This is a genomic window from Thermodesulfobacteriota bacterium, assembly GCA_040756475.1.
GTDB lineage: Bacteria > Desulfobacterota > Deferrisomatia > Deferrisomatales > JACRMM01 > JBFLZB01.
On record JBFLZB010000044.1, the window covers coordinates 1 to 19,913 of the forward strand.

The 19,913-nt window shown below is 70.7% G+C and carries 21 protein-coding genes; 16 read left to right on the plus strand and 5 right to left on the minus strand.

Annotation, left to right across the window (positions count from 1 at the left end; genetic code table 11):
• Both AB1578_08505 and AB1578_08510 read left to right on the plus strand, forming a co-directional pair.
• The coding region (locus AB1578_08505) for an HAD-IC family P-type ATPase (GenBank protein ID MEW6487941.1) at nucleotides 1–1,651 on the plus strand (1,651 nt) is incomplete at its 5' end.
• Nucleotides 1,648–2,079 carry an Hpt domain-containing protein gene (locus AB1578_08510; GenBank protein ID MEW6487942.1) on the plus strand — a complete coding sequence of 144 codons (432 nt, stop codon included), beginning with the start codon at nucleotides 1,648–1,650 and terminating at the stop codon, nucleotides 2,077–2,079. The genes AB1578_08505 and AB1578_08510, both read left to right, overlap by 4 nt.
• A gap of 51 nt (nucleotides 2,080–2,130) precedes the next feature.
• Here the strand turns inward: AB1578_08510 and AB1578_08515 are convergent, their stop codons facing one another.
• Nucleotides 2,131–2,568: a response regulator gene (locus AB1578_08515; protein ID MEW6487943.1), complete on the minus strand. Its 438-nt coding sequence runs from the start codon at nucleotides 2,566–2,568 to the stop codon at nucleotides 2,131–2,133.
• A 571-nt stretch (nucleotides 2,569–3,139) separates the two neighbouring features.
• On the opposite strand from AB1578_08515, the gene AB1578_08520 reads away from it, so the two are divergent.
• On the plus strand, nucleotides 3,140–3,568 hold the full coding sequence (locus AB1578_08520) for an antitoxin Xre/MbcA/ParS toxin-binding domain-containing protein (GenBank protein MEW6487944.1): 429 nt from the start codon (nucleotides 3,140–3,142) through the stop codon (nucleotides 3,566–3,568).
• Between the two features lie 5 nt (nucleotides 3,569–3,573).
• Nucleotides 3,574–4,038 carry an RES family NAD+ phosphorylase gene (locus AB1578_08525; GenBank protein MEW6487945.1) on the plus strand — a complete coding sequence of 155 codons (465 nt, stop codon included), beginning with the start codon at nucleotides 3,574–3,576 and terminating at the stop codon, nucleotides 4,036–4,038.
• 141 nt (nucleotides 4,039–4,179) lie between these two features.
• Here the strand turns inward: AB1578_08525 and AB1578_08530 are convergent, their stop codons facing one another.
• Nucleotides 4,180–4,476, minus strand: a complete 297-nt coding sequence (locus AB1578_08530) for a DUF6880 family protein (protein MEW6487946.1) — start codon at nucleotides 4,474–4,476, stop codon at nucleotides 4,180–4,182.
• A gap of 365 nt (nucleotides 4,477–4,841) precedes the next feature.
• Between AB1578_08530 and htpX the strand changes: the two genes are divergently transcribed.
• Entirely contained in the window at nucleotides 4,842–5,726 is an 885-nt protein-coding gene (htpX, locus tag AB1578_08535; protein ID MEW6487947.1) for a protease HtpX, read from the plus strand.
• A 99-nt stretch (nucleotides 5,727–5,825) separates the two neighbouring features.
• Here htpX and AB1578_08540 read toward each other — a convergent pair whose 3' ends face one another.
• From AB1578_08540 to AB1578_08550, 3 genes are all read right to left on the minus strand, one after another.
• Nucleotides 5,826–6,971 carry a HAMP domain-containing sensor histidine kinase gene (locus AB1578_08540; GenBank protein MEW6487948.1) on the minus strand — a complete coding sequence of 382 codons (1,146 nt, stop codon included), beginning with the start codon at nucleotides 6,969–6,971 and terminating at the stop codon, nucleotides 5,826–5,828.
• 125 nt (nucleotides 6,972–7,096) lie between these two features.
• Complete coding sequence (locus tag AB1578_08545) at nucleotides 7,097–9,583, minus strand: ATP-binding protein (GenBank protein ID MEW6487949.1); 2,487 nt, start codon at nucleotides 9,581–9,583, stop codon at nucleotides 7,097–7,099.
• On the minus strand, nucleotides 9,580–9,987 hold the full coding sequence (locus tag AB1578_08550; protein MEW6487950.1) for an Hsp20/alpha crystallin family protein: 408 nt from the start codon (nucleotides 9,985–9,987) through the stop codon (nucleotides 9,580–9,582). The genes AB1578_08545 and AB1578_08550 overlap by 4 nt, the downstream gene beginning before the upstream one ends.
• 260 nt (nucleotides 9,988–10,247) lie before the next feature.
• Here AB1578_08550 and AB1578_08555 point away from each other — a divergent pair, with 260 nt between their 5' ends.
• The 11 genes from AB1578_08555 to AB1578_08605 all read left to right on the plus strand — a co-directional run bounded on the left by AB1578_08555 (nucleotide 10,248) and on the right by AB1578_08605 (nucleotide 19,907).
• Nucleotides 10,248–10,811 (plus strand): GNAT family N-acetyltransferase, encoded by a 564-nt coding sequence (locus AB1578_08555; GenBank protein ID MEW6487951.1) that lies wholly within the window; start codon nucleotides 10,248–10,250, stop codon nucleotides 10,809–10,811.
• A gap of 9 nt (nucleotides 10,812–10,820) precedes the next feature.
• Nucleotides 10,821–12,245 (plus strand): DUF4382 domain-containing protein, encoded by a 1,425-nt coding sequence (locus tag AB1578_08560; protein MEW6487952.1) that lies wholly within the window; start codon nucleotides 10,821–10,823, stop codon nucleotides 12,243–12,245.
• Nucleotides 12,246–12,412: 167 nt separating this feature from the next.
• Complete coding sequence (locus tag AB1578_08565) at nucleotides 12,413–13,006, plus strand: DUF3365 domain-containing protein (GenBank protein ID MEW6487953.1); 594 nt, start codon at nucleotides 12,413–12,415, stop codon at nucleotides 13,004–13,006.
• An 80-nt stretch (nucleotides 13,007–13,086) separates the two neighbouring features.
• Nucleotides 13,087–13,293: an RNA-binding S4 domain-containing protein gene (locus AB1578_08570; protein MEW6487954.1), complete on the plus strand. Its 207-nt coding sequence runs from the start codon at nucleotides 13,087–13,089 to the stop codon at nucleotides 13,291–13,293.
• Between the two features lie 260 nt (nucleotides 13,294–13,553).
• Nucleotides 13,554–13,949, plus strand: a complete 396-nt coding sequence (locus AB1578_08575) for a roadblock/LC7 domain-containing protein (GenBank protein ID MEW6487955.1) — start codon at nucleotides 13,554–13,556, stop codon at nucleotides 13,947–13,949.
• Between the two features lies 1 nt (nucleotide 13,950).
• Nucleotides 13,951–14,562, plus strand: coding sequence for an ADP-ribosylation factor-like protein (locus AB1578_08580; GenBank protein MEW6487956.1), 612 nt, complete (start codon nucleotides 13,951–13,953; stop codon nucleotides 14,560–14,562).
• Nucleotides 14,563–14,585: 23 nt separating this feature from the next.
• The gene (locus AB1578_08585) at nucleotides 14,586–16,325 is read left to right on the plus strand and encodes a hypothetical protein (protein ID MEW6487957.1); all 1,740 of its coding nucleotides are present in this window, start codon (nucleotides 14,586–14,588) and stop codon (nucleotides 16,323–16,325) included.
• Nucleotides 16,326–16,546: 221 nt separating this feature from the next.
• A complete protein-coding gene (locus tag AB1578_08590) occupies nucleotides 16,547–17,014 on the plus strand; it encodes a hypothetical protein (protein ID MEW6487958.1) in 468 nt (155 codons plus the stop codon).
• A gap of 35 nt (nucleotides 17,015–17,049) precedes the next feature.
• Nucleotides 17,050–18,396, plus strand: coding sequence for a cache domain-containing protein (locus AB1578_08595; protein ID MEW6487959.1), 1,347 nt, complete (start codon nucleotides 17,050–17,052; stop codon nucleotides 18,394–18,396).
• Nucleotides 18,397–18,495: 99 nt separating this feature from the next.
• Nucleotides 18,496–19,536: a response regulator gene (locus tag AB1578_08600; protein ID MEW6487960.1), complete on the plus strand. Its 1,041-nt coding sequence runs from the start codon at nucleotides 18,496–18,498 to the stop codon at nucleotides 19,534–19,536.
• Entirely contained in the window at nucleotides 19,533–19,907 is a 375-nt protein-coding gene (locus AB1578_08605) for a hypothetical protein (protein MEW6487961.1), read from the plus strand. Before AB1578_08600 ends, AB1578_08605 begins: the two co-directional genes overlap by 4 nt.
• Nucleotides 19,908–19,913: the final 6 nt, after the last annotated feature.

Here is a 19,913-nt window from a genome sequence, read left to right on the forward strand (position 1 = left end):
GGAGGTGCCCTTCGACCGGGAGCAGGAGCCGTCGGCGGACGACGTGCTCCTGCGCCGCGCCCTGGAGGTCGCCGTCCTGTGCAACAACGCCAGCCTCGGCGCCGAGGACGGGAGCGTGGGGGACCCCACGGAGGTGGCACTCCTCGAGGCCGCAGCCCGCCTGGACCTGGACCGGGACGACCTCCTGGGGCGCTGGCCCGAGGTCCGGGAGGTGGCCTTCGACGCCGAGACCAAGAGGATGGCGACCGTCCACCGGAAGGGCGATGAGGTGCGCACCGCGGTCAAGGGCGCGCCGGAGGCGATCCTGAAGCTGTGCTCCCGGGCGGCCGGGGGCGAGGGGGACGACCCCGCGGGCTGGTCCGAGGAGGAGCGCCGCCAGTGGGAGCAGAAGAACCGGGAGCTGGCCGGCCGGGGCCTGCGGGTGCTGGCCCTGGCCGAGAAGCGGGGCGGCCCGGAAGACGGCGATCCCTACGGGGACCTCACCTTCCTGGGCCTGGTGAGCCTGATGGACCCGCCCCGGGAGGACGTCAAGGAGGTGCTCGCCGGGTGCCGTGACGCGGGCATCCGCATCATCATGGTCACCGGGGACCAGCGGGACACGGCGGTGGGCGTGGCCGAGGCGGTGGCCCTCACCGGCGGGGAGGAGATCATTGCGCTCCAGGGGGAGGAGCTCGCGTCCCCGGAGGAGCGCTCGGCCCAGGACAAGGAGCGGCTCGTGCGGGCCTCGGTCTTCGCCCGGGTGAGCCCCGAGCAGAAGCTCGAGCTGGTGCGCCTGCACCAGGAGCGGGGCTCCGTGGTGGCCATGACCGGCGACGGCGTGAACGACGCGCCGGCCCTGAAGAAGGCCGACATCGGGGTGGCCATGGGAGAGCGCGGCACCCAGGTGGCCCGGGAGGCTGCCGACATGGTCCTCACCGACGACCGCCTGGCCACCGTGGCCGTGGCCGTGGAGTACGGCCGGGTGGTCTTCGAGAACATCCGCAAGTTCATCGTCTTCCTGCTCTCGGGCAACGTGAGCGAGGTGCTCGTCCTCACCGCCGCCGGCCTGGTCGGCGCACCGCTCCCCCTCCTGCCCCTCCAGATCCTCTACGTGAACCTGATCGGCGACGTCTTCCCCGCCCTCGCCCTCGGGGTCGGCCCGGAACCCCCGGGCGTCATGCGCCGCCCGCCCCGAAGACGCGAAGAGCCCATCCTCACCCGCAGCCACTGGGTCGCCGTCGGCGGCTACAGCCTGATCCTGTCGGCCGCGATCCTCGCCGCCTTCGCCGCCGCCCTCCTGGTGCTCGACCTCGACGCCGCCGGCGCGGTCACGGTCTCGTTCCTGACCCTGATCTTCGCCCGGCTCCTCCACGTCTTCAACGTGCGCGACCGCGACTCCCCTGTCTTCCGCAACGAGATCACGGGCAACCCCTACGTGTGGGGTGCCCTGGCGATCTGCGTTGCCCTCGCCCTCTTCGCCGTCTACGTTCCCTGGCTCGCGCAGGTCCTGGGGCTGCGCCCGTTGGGGGCCTCGTCCTGGGGACTCGTCCTGGGCGCCAGCGGGGCGGCGCTCCTGGTCGGCCAGTGCGCCACCCCCTTCCTCGCCCCCGCTCGGACCGGGAGAACCGCCGGGCGGTGGGCGCCGAAGGCGCGCGCGGGAGAAAACCGGTGAGTGCCGATCGGAACCCACCGCCGCCGGCGCCCGCGCGACCGGGAGGCTTTGGGGAGGGCCGCGAACCGCCCCAAGGAGGGGGAGAAGCGGCAGCGCCCTGCGACCTCGGCAGGCTCCGGCAGAAGACCCTGGGCGATCCCGCCTTCCTGGCCGAGCTCCTGGACATCTTCCGCGAGGATCTCCCGGGGCACCTCGAGGCGCTGAGAGGGGCCCTCTGGCGCCGCGAGGCCGAGGAGCTCTCCCGAGCCGCCCACGCCTTTCTCGGGTCCCTGCGCCTCCTGGAGGCAGCCGAGGCGACCGGGCTGGCCTCCCGGCTGCGAAAGCGGGCGCAAGCCGGCGACTTCGCGGGCGCGGCGCTGACCCTCACGGCGCTGGAGGCCGAGGTTGAGCGCCTGGCGGCCTTTCTGGCCGCCGTTTACCCGCGATAGGCCGCCCCGCCCGATCCCTTCCTCGCCTCCGGTCCTGGCGGCGGGACCTCGTCAGCGCCGCGGTTCCCCTCCGGAGGTTCCAGGGCCATCCGCAGCCCTCCCCCGCCGGCCCCGGGAGAGCTGCTCCCGCACCCGGAGCAGCACGTCCTCCATGGAGAAGGGCTTGGTGATGTAGTCGTCGGCGCCGCTGCACAGCCCCCGAAGACGATCCTCCTGCGACGCTTGGGAGGTCAGCATGATGACGGGGGTCCGGGACACCTCCGGGTCAGGGAAGGTGCGCACGATGGAGCACACCTTCCAACCGTCCAGGACGGGCAATACGAGATCGAGGAGGATCAGGTCCGGCGGGTTCTCCCCGATGGCCTTGCAGGCCGCGAGCCCGTCTCCCGCCACCTGCACGTCGTAGCCCGCCCGCTCGAGCCGGCCCCGCAGCAAGGCCGCGATGGCCCGTTCGTCTTCGACCACCAGGACTCTCGGCGTCGCCTTCATTCCCACCTGACGTGCACGCTGCCCCCTGCTGCCCCCCGAAGGCAGCATTGCCGATCCTGCGTCCCTGGTCCACCTCGGGCTCGCAGTATCAACCACTTGGATCGACGGAATAGACGATCGGATTGACCCGGAGGACCACCTTCTGCAAACCGCCACGGCGCATCTTGACATGACGGCATCGGGCGAGGGCCAGAGGGACCCGCATCGTCGGATTCCGTGGTGTAGTGGAGCATCTCGTCATGGACCTGGTGCGCCCGGGCCGGTCCAAGGAACCGGATCCGGAACGCGCTCACCCCCCTGCGGGTGATCTGCCGGGGCCCCCGTGCGCAGCAGCTGTGGCTGCTCGTCGGATCCCTTCACCCTCGCCCGGCACCGGCTCCGCAATGGCCGGATCCCGCCGCCGAAGCGCAGGCAGCCTCCAGAACCCTTTCGGTTCGGAGAGTGGGAGCGGATCGTCGCGGCCATCGACGAGGGGAACCGGCCGAAAGCAGCTTCCGGGAAGGTCTATTGCCTCTCAGGCCAAGTGGCGCTACGATAGAAGCCGATTGGCCCACACGGCGGGAGGAGACTCATGCCAACCACGGCGTTCGACGTGCTCGGTGGGAAGGACACTCTGGGAAAGCGGGCGTTTACCACGACCGCCGCTTTGGAGCTGGTCCGCCACGGCTTGCCCTACCGCTCCCTGGAGAGCGCCGTGGAGCATTGCGGCGCCCAGCAGGCAGAGATCACGCAGGTGCTCCAGATCCCCAAGCGAACGCTTCTCCGCCGCAAGAAGGAGGATCGGCTGCTGCCGGCGGAATCCGACCGCCTGTTTCGTCTCGCCCGGGTCGTCGCCCACGCCATCGACGTACTCGAGAGCGAAGAAGCCGCCCAACGCTGGCTGAAGAAGCCAAACCGCGCCTTGGGCGGCCAAGTTCCGCTCCACCTCCTGGATACGGACGCCGGCGCCGGCCAGGTCGACGACGTGCTCACCCGAATCGACCACGGCGTCTTCTCCTGACGCCGATGATCGTTTGGCGGCTGTGCCGGGCGAAACGCCGGTCCGAGGCGTTCACGGGGGAAGGTGCCCGGTTGGCCGGCGGGCGGTGGAACCCGAAGGGAACCCCGGTCGTCTACACCGCCGAGTCCCTGGCCCTGGCGGCCATCGAGCTCTTCGTCCACCTCGACCCCGCAGAGCTGGCCGCCGCCTACGTCTCGTTTCCGGTATCCGTTCCTGGGGATCTGCCGATCCAACGCGTCGATGTGAAGACGCTCCCGAGGAACTGGCGAGACACCCCTGCCCCTCCCGAGCTCGCCCGGATCGGCCGGCAGTGGGTGGACGGTGCCCAGACGGCCATCCTGCAGGCGCCATCAGCGGTTGTCCCACAGGAGTCCGTTCTGGTCCTGAACCCTGCCCACCCGGACTTTGCCCGGATCCAAGTGGGCAAAGCGCAGCCCTTCGAGTTCGACCCGCGCTTTCGAAAGTCCTGAAGTCCTCTCGGGAGTCGAACCGTCCTTCCCGGGTGTCGACCGATCCTCCGCTACTCCTCAAGGACGTTCGCGGGATGGTCACGGCGTCCGCTACGCGTTTCCCCCCGATCGGGGAGGACCCAGCCGGGGGGTTCCGACGGCCTACGCAGGGCCACCCCTGCGGGACCTGATCACCCATCCGGATACGCCCCCGCCGGTCCGGCCCGACCCGCAGGGTGAGACCCAGGGGTATTCTTTCTCCCCTCTGTACCGCACGGTACCGCAGGCGGCCAGGTGGAGAAAGGCCTCCAGGAGCTCAGCGGCAGCCAGGGGTTCCTGCGGGAGCACCTGGTCGGCGATCGCCCTCCGGAGTTGCTCGAGCTCCTCGGCCAGGTCGAAGCTCCCCCGGTAGCCCACGAAGTGCCCGCCCGCGGCGAAGGCGGCGATGGCCCGGCGCAACGTGCCGGCCAGACCGCCCTCTCCCGGACCGCGTCCGCCACCTCGGCGAGGAGGGCCGCGACGTGCTCGTCCCGGAGCACGCGCCGGAAGAAGGTGCGCGACGCCCTCCCGTGGCGGTCCAGGTAGCCGTGGAGGCCGCGAAGGTGCCGCACGCCGGCGTTGCAATCCTCGGCTTCCTCCCGGTCCCGGGCTTTCGGCGTCCGCTGGCCGAGGAGCAGGCGGGCGGCCAGGGAGTGCGGCGTAAGGATTTCCCCCGTCCGCTTTGACTTGCCCGCCGGCGCCCCGTGCTCTATCTTGATCCGACGCGTGAACCCGTAACCCGGGCGGCGGACGGCCGCGGCCCACCCAGACAGGAGGCAGTTGCAGTGAAGAGAGTGTTCTTGTTCGTCGTGACGAACCTGGCCATCGTGCTCGTGCTCAGCGTGGTGCTGAGCCTTCTCGGGGTGGGACGGCTTCTGGACGAGCAGGGGGTCGGGCTCGACCTGTACAATCTGGTCGTCTTTGCCGCCGTCTTCGGCTTCGGCGGCTCGCTGATCTCGCTCGCCATCTCCAAGTGGACGGCCAAGCGCCTCACCGGCGCGCGCACCATCGAGACCCCCCGGGGAGAGCTCGAGACCTGGCTCGTGGAGACCGTGCGGCGCCAAGCCGCGGAGGCCGGGATCGGGATGCCCGAGGTGGCGATCTACGACTCCCCCGACGTCAATGCCTTCGCCACGGGGGCACGGCGCAACAGCGCGCTCGTGGCGGTGAGCACGGGGCTGCTGCGGCAGATGACCCGCGACGAGGCCGAAGCCGTGTTGGGGCACGAGGTGAGCCACGTGGCCAACGGCGACATGGTGACCCTGGCGCTGATCCAAGGAGTGGTCAACACGTTTGTGATCGTGGCGTCTCGGGTGGTGGGACACCTGGTGGACCGGGTGGTCTTCAAGACCGAGAGGGGCCACGGCCCCGCCTTCTACATCACGAGCATCGTGGCCCAACTCGTATTCGGGATCCTGGCCAGCACGATCGTGTTCTGGTTCAGCCGGCAGCGCGAGTTCCGGGCCGACTCCGGCGGCGCACGCCTGGCGAGCCGGGAGCGGATGGTCGCCGCCCTGGAGCGGTTGCGCCGCACGGCAGCCCAGCCCCACCTGCCCGACCAGATGGCGGCGTTCGGGATCTCGGGCACCGTGGGCCAGGGCCTGAAGCGGCTCTTCATGACCCACCCCCCCCTGGAGGAGCGCATCGCCGCGCTCAAGCAGGGGCGCTGAGCGAGCGTAGGCGCCTACGAAAGGGGGCAAGAGAGGGGATGCGGGCAGCAGCCGCATCACCTCTCTTCGTTCGGGGTTCGCACGAAAAGCGGCGCGATGCTACCCGCCGGTCGCCTCGGCCGGCAGGGCGACCCGCAAGAGGGCACCCTCGGGGCACGGCTCGGCCCACACCCGCCCGCCCCACGTGCGGGCCAGGAACCGGGCACCGGACAGCCCCAGTCCCGCTCCCTCCACCCGGCCGGCATTCGATCCGCGCTTCCCCAGCTCGAAAACCGCTTCCTCCTCCCCCAGGGGGATCCCGATGCCGTTGTCCTGCACCTCGAGCTCCACCTCGTCCTCCCGCGGGCGGGCCCGCAGGGAAATGTGGAGCGAGCGCTCCCCGCTGCGGTACTTCACCGCGTTGGCGAGCAGCCCCCACAGGAGGCTCCAGAGGGCCGCCGGGCTCGCCCGCACCATGGTCGCTCCCGAGTCCACGCACCACGAGAAACCCACTTCAGGGTAGGCCACCTGGAGCGCGGCGAAGAGCCGGGCGGCAAAGGTGCCCAGGTCGATGAGCTCGTCGCGCGCAGGTCCCCGCCGGGGGCTGTCCGACCAGAGATCCGTGAGGCCGAGCAGGCGGGTGCCCACTTCGCGGGCGCGGCTCACGCTCTCCCGCACGTCGGGGGCGAGCGGGGCAGGAGAGCGCAGGGCCAGGTTCAGGAAGCCGTTCAGGGCCGCGAGGGAGGAGCGCACATCGTGGGCTACCGAGCGGGCCGCGGTCTCCCACCGGTCCCTCTCGGCCCGCACCGCTTCCAAGGCCTGGGAGAGCTGCTCCACGCGCCGCGCGTGGGCACTGTGATTGCGCACCGTGACGAGGCAGACGCCCCGTCGCTGGGGGTGCGGCGCTACCCGAAGGGAGAGCGTGAGGGGCTGCCCAGTGCCCTCGGGTCCCGCCGACAAGGTCAGCTCGGAAGTGCCCGCTGCCCTCTCGGCCCGGGTTTCCTCGAGGAGCCGGTGCAGGCTCGTGCCCACGGCGGGGGGGGCGAGAGCCGCCAGGCGCCGGCCCACGAGGGAACCGGCAGCGGCGAACGGAGGCGGGAGGGGACTGCGGTGGGCGAGGATTTCCCCGTCTTCCCCCACGGCGAGCACGGCCCCGTCGGGCAGCAGGGGATCGGCGCGCCCCGCCCGGGGTGGCGGAACCGCCCCCGCGCGCCTTCGTTGGGAACGGGAACTGCGGTGCTCCGGGACGCTTGCGGGGTGCGGCAAGAAGAGCCCTCCCTGGCAGCCGTGCGGCAAGGGAAAACGCAGTGCAGGGGCTTCGCGCACGCAAAGCCCCTACACTCATCGGCTGCGATGGGTCCCAGGTTTACGCCCCGCCGCCCCACCCCGGCTCAGGGCCCCTCGGGCCCTGGCGGCTGGGGCGGGGGCTTCTCGCCTCCGGGCTCGCGCTCCACCTCCTTGATCTTCTCCTTCTCCTTGCCGCCGTTTCGCTCCTTCAGGCTCTCGTCCAGGCGCTCCAGGGCAGCATCCACCCGCCCCATGATCGTTCCCTCCTGGCCGGGGGCGCCGGCGGGCAGCCCGGTGAGGACCTCCATGCCCTGGTCCACGGTCGCCACCGGATAGAGGTGGAACTGCCCCTTCTCCACCGCCTCGACCACCTCGGGGTGCAGCACCAGGTGGCGCACGTTGGACTCGGGGATCAGCACCCCCTGCCTCCCCGTGAGCCCCACCGCCCGGCACACCCGGAAGAACCCCTCCACCTTCTCGTTGACGCCCCCGATGGCCTGGATCTCTCCCATCTGGTTCACCGAGCCCGTGACCGCCAGGTCCTGGCGCAGGGGAATCTCCCCGAGCCGGGAGAGGAGCGCGTAGAGCTCGGTGGAAGAGGCGCTGTCGCCGTCGATGCCCGAGTAGGACTGCTCGAAGGCAAGCGACGCGGAAAACGACAGAGGGCGCGTGCGCCCGAAGGTGTTTCGCAGGTACCCCGAGAGGATCAGTACCCCCTTGTCGTGGGTCGAGCCCGACAGGCGCGCCTCGCGCTCGATGTTGAGGATGCCGCTGCTCCCCAGCCCCAGGCTCGCGGTCACCCGGGAGGGCCGGCCGAAGGCGTATTCGCCCATGGAGAGCACCGCCAGGCCGTTGACCTGCCCCACCTTGGCTCCGTCCACGTCCACCAGGAGCGTTCCCTCCCGGATCAGCTCACGCACCTTTTCCTCGACCCGGCTCCAGCGGAAGAGCCGGTCGTCCAGGGCCCGGCGCACGTGCTCGGCCCGGACCCGGTCGGAGCGGTCCTCCACCGCAAAGAACGCGGCCTCCCGCACCAGGTCGTCGAGCTGTTCCAAGAGCGCCACGAGTTTTTCCTTGTGCTCCACCTGGCGCGACCCGAAGCGCACCACCTCTGCCACGGCCTCCCGGTCGAACGCAGGCAACCCCTCGGCGTTGGCCAGGTGGGCGATGCGCTGGGCGTACGCGAGCACCCCGTCGGCGTCCCGGTCGGTCTCGTAGTCGAAGTCGGCCACCACCTTGAAGAACTCGGCAAAGTCGGGGTCCCAGTACCGCAGGATGTGGAAGAGCAGCCGGCTGCCGTACACCACGAGCCGGGTGTCCACGGGCACGGGCTCGGGCAGGAGGCCCGCCACCTGGAGGAAGCTCAGGGGCTGGTAGCTCTCGATCTCCACCAGGCCGCTGCGCAGCACGCGCTTCAAGCTCTTCCAGACGAAGGGCTCGGTAATGGCGTCTTCCAGGTTGAAGATGAGGTACCCCCCCGAGGCGCGCATCAGGGCGCCCGACTTGATGCGGGTGAAGTTCGTGACGAGCTTGCCGGTTTCGTCCACGATCTTCTCGATGGCGCCGAAGAGATTGCGGTAGGTGGGGCTCTCCTCCACGAGCAGCGGCGGCTTGCCGTCGTCGGAGTTGTCGACCAGCACGTTGACCCGGTACTCCAGGAAGCGGTCGGCCTCCGCCGCTCGTAGGAACGGCATGGGGAACGGCAGCTGGGGCTGCTGCTCGCCCCCCTCCTTGAACTTTTCCAGGTGCTCCAGGGTGTGCTCCCGCAGGGCCTCCAGGTACTCGGCCACCCGGGGGTTGGCGTACCTGGCCCCGATCTCCTCCAGCAGCGGCTCGACGATGCGGCCCGCGTACACCTTGACGATCTGCTCCACCTCGCGGCCCATCTCCTCCATGAGGGCCTTCTGCTTCTTGAACATCTCCCGGGCTTCCTTGCCCAGGGCCTCCTGGTCCTCGCCGAACCGCTGCTTCTCCTCGTCGGGCAGGGCCTCGAACTGGGCCGGCTCCTCGATGGGCTTGCCTTCCACCATGGGAATGAACATGAGCTGCCCCGGTCCCGGGGAGTGGACGTGCAGGTTCTTGGCGTGGGCCGAGGCCTCGAATTGCTCCTTGAGCCCCTTGGCCTGGGCGTCGTACTTCTTGGAAAGGGCCTCCTTCTCGTTCTCGAAGGTCTCCTGGCGAAACGCCTCCGGGATCTTGCGCTTGAGGGTTTCGACCAGCCGGTCCATGTCGCGGCGCAGCTCGCGCGCCTGGCCGGCCTCCAGGCGCACAGCCCGGGGACGGTCGGGATCCTTGAAGTGGAAGAGGTACACCCAGTCGGCCGGCGGCGGCAGCTCGGGCAGGGACCCCGCCACGAGCTCCTTGAGCAGCGCCTCCTTGCGGTTGCCCGTAAGCCCCACCACGTACACGTTGTACCCCGGCGCCCGCATTCGCACCCCGAGCCGGATGGAGCGCAATGCCCGCTCCTGCCCCAGGGGGTTTCGCAGGGGTTCCACGTCGGCAGTGGTCTCGAACGGGAAGGTGACCAGGTCGATGGCGGGGCCCAGGTCGGTGGGGCCCAGCTCACGGGGCGCGGTGACGTTCTCGCTCATCGGGGGCTCCTGTTCTCCCGCCGCGGGATCTCGATGCTGAGCACCCCGTCCTCGAGGTGGGCGTGAATGCCGTCCGGATCCGCGTCCGCGGGAAGGTGAAACGCGCGCTCGAAGCGGCCGCACGTGCGCTCCACCAAATGGTGGTGCTCTCCTCCCCGGCGGCGCACCCGCTGGCGCACCCCCTCCACCCGCAACGTCCGGCCCTCCGCGGCAATGGAGAGATCGGAGGCCCGCACCCCGGGCACGTCCATCTGGATCCAGTATCGGTCGGGCTCCTCCACCACGTCGCAGGCGGGTTTCCAGGAGGAGGCTTCAGGGCTGCGACCCCAGGTCGTGTGGACCAGGGTGTCGAAGAGGCGGTCCACCTCGAAGCGCAAGGAAGGGAAGACGGGCTCTCGGGCCATGGCGCGCTCCAGCACGGGTTTCCCCCCGGCCGTTGCCAGGCTAGCAGGGGCAACAGCGCGGGTCAAAGGATCCGAGCCCAGAAACTCGAACTCCCTGCCGGCGGGCCGCTGCGGGCAGGTGTGGCGCGCTGGAGCCGTCCTTCTGCGCCCCGCTGCTTGACTTCGCCACCCCGTTTGATAGGCTGGCGCCCTTGGCGCAACGTACCTGGAGCACCGCACGCGTGCGGCCTCCGGCACAGCCGGACGAGTGGGGAGAACCGATGTTCAACTTCGCCGTGTACCGGAAATTTCTCACCCTGAACAACGGCAAGCGGGTCCTGGTCCGCCCCCTTCTCGCCGAGGACCACAAGCGCCTCTTCGACCTCTTCGCCGAGGCCTCCGAGGAGGACGCAAAGTTCCTCAAGGACGAAGTCAAGAAGCCCGAGACGGTGGATCGCTGGATCGCCCACCTCGACTACGGGCGCGTCATGCCGCTCGTGGCGTACTGCGACGACCGCCTGGTGGGGGACGTGGCGCTCTACATCGGGGCCAAGACCGTGCGCCACGTGGGCGAGATCCGCATCTTCCTCGCGTCGGACTTCCGCGGGGTGGGCCTGGGGAGCAAGATGCTCCAGGAGATGTTCGAGATCGCAAAGAAGGTGAACCTCCAGTTTCTGAAGGCCGAGGTCATCCTGGACCACGTGAAGGTCGTGAAGGCCTTCCGGCGCCTGGGCTTCGACCTGCGGTGCACGCTCGACGACTACTTCCTGCGCCGGGACGGGGTGGCCCACGACGTGGCGCTGATGATGAAGCGGCTGACGCGACCGGAGGAGTACACCTTCTAGGAGAAGACCATGAGACGGATCGAGAAGTCGGCGTGGATGCGCTGGCTGCTTGCCGGGGCAGTCCTGGCCCTGTGGACCCTGGCGGGCTGCGGCGGGGCCGGGGATACGGCGGACGGGGGAGCGAGCCCAAGTGGCCGGGTGGCGGTGGTGCTGACCGACGGGCCGGCGGACGACTTCGACCAGATCAACGTGACCATCACCCGCATCGAGCTCTTTGCCTCGGCGGGCGAGAAGGTCGCCGTATTCCAGGGACCGCCGAGGGAGTTCAATCTCCTGGCCCTGGCAGGGGAGTCGGAGCTCTTCGCCCTGGCGGAGGTGCCGGCGGGAACCTACGAGAAGATCCGGCTCACCGTGAGCACCCTGGAGCTCGTGCGGCTGCGGGACGACGGCACAGTGGCCGAGAGCCACAGCCCCTCCCTGCCCGGCAACGGGAAGATCGACCTGAATCCCCGTGGGGCCTTCCACGTGGGGACCGGGGAAACGGTGGTCGTGCAGCTCGACCTGGACGCCCGAAAGTCCATCCACGTAGTCCAGGCGGGCAACAAGGACAAGTACGTCTTCCGGCCCGTGGTCTTCGTCGACGTGCTCCGCCGCGAGTTCCCCGGCAAGCTCACCCGGATCAAGGGAGAGGTGCAGGAAGTCTCGCCGGACGGCTCCTTCCTGCTCTGCCCCGCCGGCACGTTCGGGGACAGTGCCGCCTGGGGGCGGTGCGTCGCGGTGGCCGTGGACGCCCAGACCTCCTTTTTCGGTCCGGAAGGAAGCCCGGTCGAAGGCGTGGAGGAGGGAGACGCCGTGGAGGCGGTGGGCCGCTTCCGCCTCGTACCCGACGCGGTTCCCGGGGCGGAGTTCCCCGTCTTCGACGCCCTGGTGGTCGAGATCGGCGCCTACCTCAAGCTCACGGGCACGGTGCGCTCCGCCCCCGTGGTCACAGGGACGTTCGGCACCTTTCTGTTCGAGCTGGACCGGGGCCAGGGCATCACCGGCAACCTCGAGGTCCAGACCCACCTCTTCCAGGGCACCCGGTTCTTCTCCCGGGAGGGCGAGGAGCTGGAGATCGACGCCCTCGAAGTGGGCAGCCGCGCCAGCATCGACGGCGTACTCTTCCTCTCGAACACGGCGATCGCCGCCGACGTGCTCAAGGCTGCCCTGGTGGTGGTGGAGATCACGCCGGAGGCCCCCGGCGACATGGAAGGGGTGATCGCGGACATCGAGGCCCCGGCACGCCGCCTGACCCTGGGGGGCGGGGCCTGCGCCCTGGTGCCCTCGGGAGCCCGGCTCTTCCGCATGACCCAGGCCCCCGGGGGGACGTCGGTCGCCCTCGTCCCCCTGGCGTTCTCCGACCTCGCCGCCGGCCAGACCGTGCGGCTCTTCGGGGTTTTCGACGACAGCTGCCTGCGCACCGACGTGGGGTTTGTACTGGAGAACCTGGAGTAGCGGCGGCAGCCGCCACGAAGGCCGACGCAATAGGGAGGCGGGCTCCGGGAGCCCGCCTCCGTGTATTTTCTCGATGAGGCGCGGGTTGACATCGGCCCCTGCCAACCTATCCTGCGCGCGAGTCGTCACGAGTTGCCTCGGGCTTCGCCGAGAGGAGGCAAGCGATCATGGGACGCCCTATCGCCGGATGCCTGGGCCTGGGCATTCTTCTTTGCGCCCTGGGCGGGCCGGGCCTCGCCGAAGAGCCTCGGGTCACCCAGGAGTGGAGCCGGCAGGGCCGGGCGGTCGCCGCGGGCTTCATGGCCGAGCTCCGAACCGAGCTCCTCGCCGCCCTGGAAGCCGGAGGGCCGGTGAACGGCATCGAGGTCTGCCGAGGAAAGGCGCGGGAGATCGCCGAGCGACACTCCCGGGAGAGCGGATTCCGGGTGGGACGCACGAGCTCCCGCTCCCGTGTGCGCAACCCCCGCAACACCCCCGATGCCTGGGAAGCGAAAGTCTTCGCGACCTTCCAGGCCCGGGCAGCGGCAGGCGAACCACCCGGCGGCCTGGAACACTCCGAGGTGGTGGACCAGGGCGGCAGGCGCGTCTTCCGCCAGCTCCTGGCCATCCCCATGGGGGAGCCCTGCCTGGCGTGCCACGGGGAGAAACTGGACGCCAAGGTCCAGGGGGCGATTCACGCGCTCTATCCGGAGGACCGCGCCGTGGGCTTCCGGGTGGGGGAGGTTCGCGGTGCCTTTACCCTGAGCCGGGATCTGGAATGACCGGGCGCCTTTCCCCCCCGCCGGGACCGCCGCCGGAACGACCTCCACCAGAACGGGCAACCCCCACCGCCGCCGAGGCGGTGCCGATCCGCACGGAGTGGATTCGCCTGGATCAGCTCCTCAAGCTCGCCGACGCCGTCTCCGGCGGGGGCGAGGCCAAGGTCCTCGTGCAGCAGGGGGACGTGCGGGTGAACGGGCAGGTGGAGACGCGTCGGGGGCGAAAGCTCCGCCCAGGGGATACCGCCGAGATCGGCGCGCGCCTGCTTCGGGTCACGGCCGGCTCCTGACCGCACGATTCCTCGCCGGAGAGACGCGCGGCCGACGCCTCGGCGAAGCGCCCCTACCCACGGCCGCCACCATCGGCAGCGGGCCCCCGCTGCCGTGTTTTCCCTTTGCCCCTCAAGGCCCTCCCCGAATCGGACGATACCTAAGCCAGCTCGCTCCGGCCCGTGCTCCAGCGGCCGGGTCGCGCGGGCGCGCCACCGGCGCGCATCCCCTGGAACCAGCCAACCACAGGCCAGCCCTGGGCGGCCGGAGGATCGAATCCGTGGACATCGTCCTCTCCCATCAAGCGCTCGAAGACATTGCCGCCATCCTCGACAAAGACCTGCTGCGGGCCGGGGCCGACTGCGCCGTGGTGGTGGACCGCGCCGGGTACGTGATCGTCAACCGGGGCGACCCCTCCACCCTCGACGTCGTGGCCCTGGCGGCGCTGTCTGCCGCCAACTACGGCGCCACGGAGCAGATTGCCAAGATCATCGGCGAACACGACTTCGCCCTCCTGTTCCACAAGGGAAAGAACGAGAGCGTCCACTACACGAAGATGGGGGACGACTACTTCCTCATCACCCTCTTCGGCAAGGAGGTCTCCCTGGGGCTCATCCGCATGCGGACCGCCCAGGTGAAGGACCGGATCCTGCCGATCCTGCATGGGGAGAAGTAGCGTGTCTTTCATCAACCTCGCGAGAAACGAGATCCAGGTCAAGATCGTCTTCTACGGGCCGGGCCGGTGCGGCAAGACGACGAACCTGCTCTACCTCCATGAGGTGATGACCGACAACGTGCGCGGCAAGATGATCACCATCGACACGAAGGGGGACCGGACGCTCTTCTTCGACTTCCTGCCCCTGGCGCTCGGGCAGATCCACAACATGAGCATCAAGATACAGCTCTACACCGTGCCGGGACAGGTCATGTACAACGCCACCCGCAAGCTGGTGCTCCGGGGGGTGGACGGGGTGGTGTTCGTGGCCGATTCCCAGGTGGACCAGTGGGAACGCAACCTGGAGAGCCTGGAGAACTTGGGGCAGAATCTCGCCGACGAGCGCCTCGACATCGCACGGATCCCCCTGGTTTTTCAGTACAACAAGCGCGATCTGGGCGACAGCGGGCTCCCACTGATCTCCGTCGAGGACCTGGACAAGGCCCTCAACCAGGAACTCCGGGTGGCCGCCTTCCCCGCGAGCGCCGTGCGGGGCGACGGGGTCTTCGAGACCCTGCGCGAAATCAGCAAGCGCACCGTCAAGAACGTGACCCGCAAGCTCTTGGGCCGCTGAACGCCGCCCCCCAGGGAGGAAGCATGGAACCTACCAACCGCCCCCTCAACACCCTGGCGCCGGGCGAGGTCGATGCCTACATCGACACCGCCATCGACGAGCTCTTCGTCCCCAAGAGGAGCACGGCCTCGCCGGCCGCCGCGCCGGAGCCCACCGAGCCCCCCCAGGGGGAAGCGGCGGCTCCTCCCGGGCCCGGTCACGTCCTGGAGGCGCTCCAGGAGGCCCTGCTCTCCCTGGAGTGGGAGGTGAGCGACCGAAACATCCGGTCCTTCGAGCGCGAGGTCCGGGCCCTGGGCCAGCAGTTCTCCGCCGACCGACACGTGGGAGCCGTGGTGCAGATGGCCCTGGGCGTGAGCAAGTATCTGACGGCCGTGGGGGAGGTCGCGAGCCCCCTCGGGGTGCAGTTCCCCACGGCGGTCCTGCGCACCCTGGAGGTCCTCCTGCGGGAACGGGCCACACCGGCGGCGGAGCGCAAGGCTGCGGTGGAGCAGCTCTTGGAGAAGTACCGCCGCCTCCAGGCCGAGGTGCGCCGCCCGGCAGCCCGGGCGCCAGAGGCTGCCCCGGCTGCGGCGGAGCCCCCCCACGCCGCCCCGGAGCAGAGCCGGGCGCCCGCTGCGCCCGCCGTGCCGGTGGAGGAGCTGGAGCCCGAGGCCGCAGACTCGGGGCCGGTGGAGGAGCTGGAGCCCGAGGCCGCCGAGGAGCTGGAGCCCGAGGCCCCTGCGGCCTTCGCCGCGGACGCAGCGACCAGCACCCTCGCCCCCGCGCAGCGGCCGCCCGAGGCCGGCCTCGCCCCTGCCGAGGAGGCGACGGCCGAAACCGCCCCCGACCTGGAGGCAGCGGCCGGGGAGGAACGTCCCTCCGAGACCCTGGAGGCCGAGGAGGCCCCGGAAGACGAAAGGGAGGCCCCCGCTGCGGCGCCCGAAGCTGCTGCCCCGGAGCCCGAGGTTCCCCCGGCCCCCCTGTCGCCCGCGCCGGAGGCAGGGGCGGGTCCGGGGGACGGGACCCGACAGCTCGTGGCGTGCCTGGAGGTGCTGCGGGCGGATCTGCGGGAAGGCTCCGAGCGCGTGTTCCGGGCTGCGGCAGCCGGCCCCGAGGCGTTGGACGCCGAGCTCACCCAGTTCCGGCACCTGCTGGACGACGGGCTGGCGTCGGCCCTGCACCTGGCCCAGGGGCCCGGAGCCCTGCCCGCCGCAGTGCCGGCCGACCTGAAGGGAGATCTGGAGCGGGTCCGCAACGGCCTTGCAGAGCTCAGCGCGAGCCTTCGGGCCATCGAAGAGCGTCTGGACCGGGCAGCCGGCGCCGGCGCCGCCTCCCCCGGCCCACACACTCCTCGCCCACAGGCGCCCGCCCCACCGGCCGAAGAGGCCCAGGGCAGCGAGAGCGCACCCTCCGTGTGCCTCGTTTCCGTGGGGGGGGCGTTCCTGGAGGTCCCCGCCCAACTGGTGGTCAACGCCTACGTCCTGGGCTCGGGCCAGGCAGCCCGTATCCGGGAGCGGGGGTACGCCACCCTCAAAGACTTCCGCAAACCGTTCCGGAGCATCAAGAACGGCCTCGCCGGGCCCCTCTCGGAGAGGAGCGGCGGTGAGCTGTCCGGGCTCCGGTTTGCCGTGGCCGCGGGCAGCCCCGAGCCCCACGCGGCCGTGCTCCTGAGCGACGGCGCCAACCATGCCGCGCTGCTGACCGACGCCGTCCCGGACCGCACGCCCCGCCCCCGGGGATGCAGCCCCCTCTTTCGCCTGGAGCCGGGAGAGCCGGCAGCCTAAACGGGGTCCCCTCACCGGTCCACCCCCGTGCCGGCGGCGGCCCCCTTCCGGGCCGCCGCTGTGCGTGTGGCGCCGGGTCGACCGGGGAACGGCATCTCAAGAACCGGGGCCCTCCAGACGATCAGTAGGGCCTGGAGCACGGGCCCGTCCGAGTCTGGGCTCGGCGCCGTACCGGGCATCCCTCGCACCCCAGCGGGGGCGCCCTCCGCGGAGACCTCACCATGGACCTGAGCAGCGGCGACATCTCCCACCTGGTCTTTCGGCGCGTAACCCGCGACGACCCGGGTTCGGTCTCCCTTACGGGCCCCATGCTCAACCTGTTGGTGAGCGTGGACGGGAAGACGTCCCTCGGAGCCCTGGCCGATCGCCTCGGGCTGCCCATGGCCAGGGTGCGGGAGAGCCTGATCCCCCTGCACCAGCGGGGGCTCGTGGAGGCGGTCTCCCAGGGCCCGGCCGTGCTCGGCGCCGGGTTCTTCACCGTCCTGCGCGCCCAGCTCGCCGTAGCCGTGGGGCCCATCGCCGGGGTCATCGTGGAGGACGCGGTGGCCGACCTGGGGTACGACCCGGCACGGTTTCCCGCCCACCGGGCGGCGGAGCTGGTCGATCTCCTGTCCCGGGAGATTCCGCGCGACGACAAGCGCGCGGCCTTCCAGAAGAGCATGCTCAAGAAACTGGCCGAGGCATCCTGATTCCCCTTGCCGGCCCGCCCCCGAGGAGCCCTCCCATGATCCTGATCTGCGAAGACTGCGGGAAGAAGTACCGGATCGATCCCGACAAGATCTCGGGCCCCGAGGCGCGGTTCCGCTGCAAGAACTGCTCGTTCGTGATGGTGGTGAAGAAGCCGGCGGGCGAGCCCGCCGCCCCCGGGGTCTCGCCCGGGGAGGCCCGCGAAGCGCGAGGAGACGCCCCTGCCGAGCCTCCTGCCCTCCCCTCCGCCCCCCCGCCGGGGGCGGAGCGGACGGAGGCGCCCGAGTCCCTTCCCGACGTCGCGGCGGCGCTCCCAACACGGAAAGGCTTCGGGCTCACCGGAAAGGTGACCGCCGTGATGCTGGCGGTGAGCCTGCTGCCCCTGCTCGCCTTCTCCGGGGTGGCGCTCCAGCAGACCCAGGCCCGCATGCGCGCCGAGCAGGAAGCGATGGCCGCCCAGGTGACCTCGGGCCTGGCGAGCCAGGTGGACGAATGGATCGACAAGAACGTGCGGGCGCTTCGCGCGGCGGCCCGCCTGCCCGACATCGTGGGCATGGACCCGGCGGCCCAGGAGGTGGTGCTCAAGGCGCTGCATCAGGAGTACCCCTGGATGTACCTCACCTTCACCCTGGACCCGGCCGGCGGGAACGTGGCCCGCAACGACGGGGAGGCCCTCCGGGATTACTCGGACCGCCTCTACTACCGAAACGTGGCCGCGGGCAGCGAGCTGGCCTGGCAGACCCTGGTGGGCAAGACGTCGAAGAAGCCCGCCCTCGTGCTCGCCGTGCCCATTCGCCGAGACGACCGGCTGGTTGGGGTGATGGCGGCGGCCATGACCCTGGACCAGGTGAGCGACCGGGTGGCCTCGTGGACGGCGGGAGAGACCGGCTTTGCGTTCCTCGTGGACGAGACGGGGAAGGTCGTGGCTCACCAGGTGGCGTCCTTCGTCCAGGAGGAAAAGAACCTCGGCCAGCACCCCCTGGTCGCCGCCCAGACCCGGGGCTCCGGGGGAGCCCACACCTTCCGCGATGACCAGGGGCGGCCCACCATCGGCTACGTGCAGGGCACTGCCCACGGATGGGCCCTGGCCATCCAGCAAGCCGAGAGCGAGGCGTACCGGCCCCTTCGCCGGGCCCTGTACTTCTTCGCGGGCGTGCTCGCGGTCACCGTGCTCGGGGTGCTCGTCGTGGCCTCCTTGTGGGGCCGCGCCCTGGTCACCCCGATTCGGACGCTGACCGATGCGGCCAACCGGATCAGCGTGGGGGAGCTCGACACCCAGGTGGCGGTGGCGTCGCGCGACGAGCTTGGCGACCTCGCTGACGCGATTGGCCGGATGCAGGACAGCATCCGGCTGTCCCTGGAGCGCCTGCGCCGGCGCCGCTGACCCGCGCGCCGAAGGCGCTCCCGGACCGACCCCGCGGGCCCCGCGGGGTGAGGAAACGAGACCCTCCATGCGCCCTGCGGGCGCCTCACGGGGAGCCTGATGCAGCCCAATTCCCTGCCCCAGGTCCTCATCGTCGACGACGACCGGGAGCTCCTCGGGTACGTGGGGACGTCCCTCCAGAAGTTCCGGGACCGATTCTCCGTGGTGGAAGCCTCCGACGGCCTCGCCGCCCAGGAGCAACTGCGGCGCCACCGGGTCTCGCTGGTGGTGACCGACCTCAAGATGCCGCGTGTCGACGGCCTGGGCCTGCTGGCCTACGTCATGGCCCACTACCCCGACGTCCCCGTCATCGTGCTCACGGCGGTGAGCACTCCCGAGTTGGAGCGGGCGGCCCGCCGGGGCGGCGCCATCGCCTACCTCGAGAAGCCCTTCCTGGTGAGCGATCTGGCCGAGAAGATCCTCACCGCCCTCGAACGCCAGGCCGACGGCGGCACCCTGCACGGGGTCTCCAGCGGCATGTTCCTGCAGCTCATCCGCCTGGAGCAGCGCACCTGCACCATCCGCCTCGCCGGCAAGGACACGGAGCGCCACGGAGCGCTCTTCTTCCTGGAGGGAGAGTTGGTCGACGCCCGGGCGGGGGATCTCCAGGGAGAAGCGGCGGCCCACGAGATCTTCCGGTGGAAGGAAGTCAACCTCACCATCCAGAACCTGTGCGCCGCCGACCACCCGCGACGGATCTCCGCGAGCCTGGAGGCGCTGCTCCTGGATGCCATGCGCCGGGGCGACGAGGCCGCGCGGCCCCGGGCCGAGGGGCAGCCTCGCCCGGCCGGCGGCACCGATCCCGCGACCCAGGTGCGTGCGCTCGTGGACCGGGCGCTGGGAGAGCGGTCGGGGGTGCTCGACATCTACCTGGATCCGGAGGCACAAGCTCGGTCGGGAGTCCTCGGGGAGCTCGGAGAGCGGTTGGGCTTGGGTCGGCTCCGGGCGGCCCACTTCTCCCGGCACTCGGCCACCGACGCGGTCGTGCTTCCGGGAGCCCCTCCCATCACCCTCCAGGTGGACCGCAAGGCAAACACCGCACGCCTGCTCCAGGTGCTCATGGAGGCAGAGACCGGACCGGACGGGAGCGCCCTGCCATGAGAGAGCTCTTCCGCGATCTCCTGGAGGTCCCGGACATACGGGGCGTGACCCTGTTTGCGCCCGGAGGAGCGGTCGTCTTCCGCGAGTGGCGGGAGCCCCCGCCGCCCGGGGAGAGCCCTGGGGAAGAGCTCTCGCTTCTCACGGCTGCCCTGGCCGGATACAAGGAGGCCGACGTGGCGTTTCGCCGCGGGTGGCTGTGCGCCCGGGAAACGCCCGCCGGTCTGCTCGCCGTGGTGGCCGGCCTCGGAGCTCCCCTGCCGCTGCTGCGGCTGCAACTGGATCTGCTCCTCCCCTCCCTCTTGCCCCGCCCCAGGAAGAGAGGCCTCCTGGGCCTCTTCGGCGGTGCGCCGGATGCCCGAGCGGGCCGCTGACCCCTG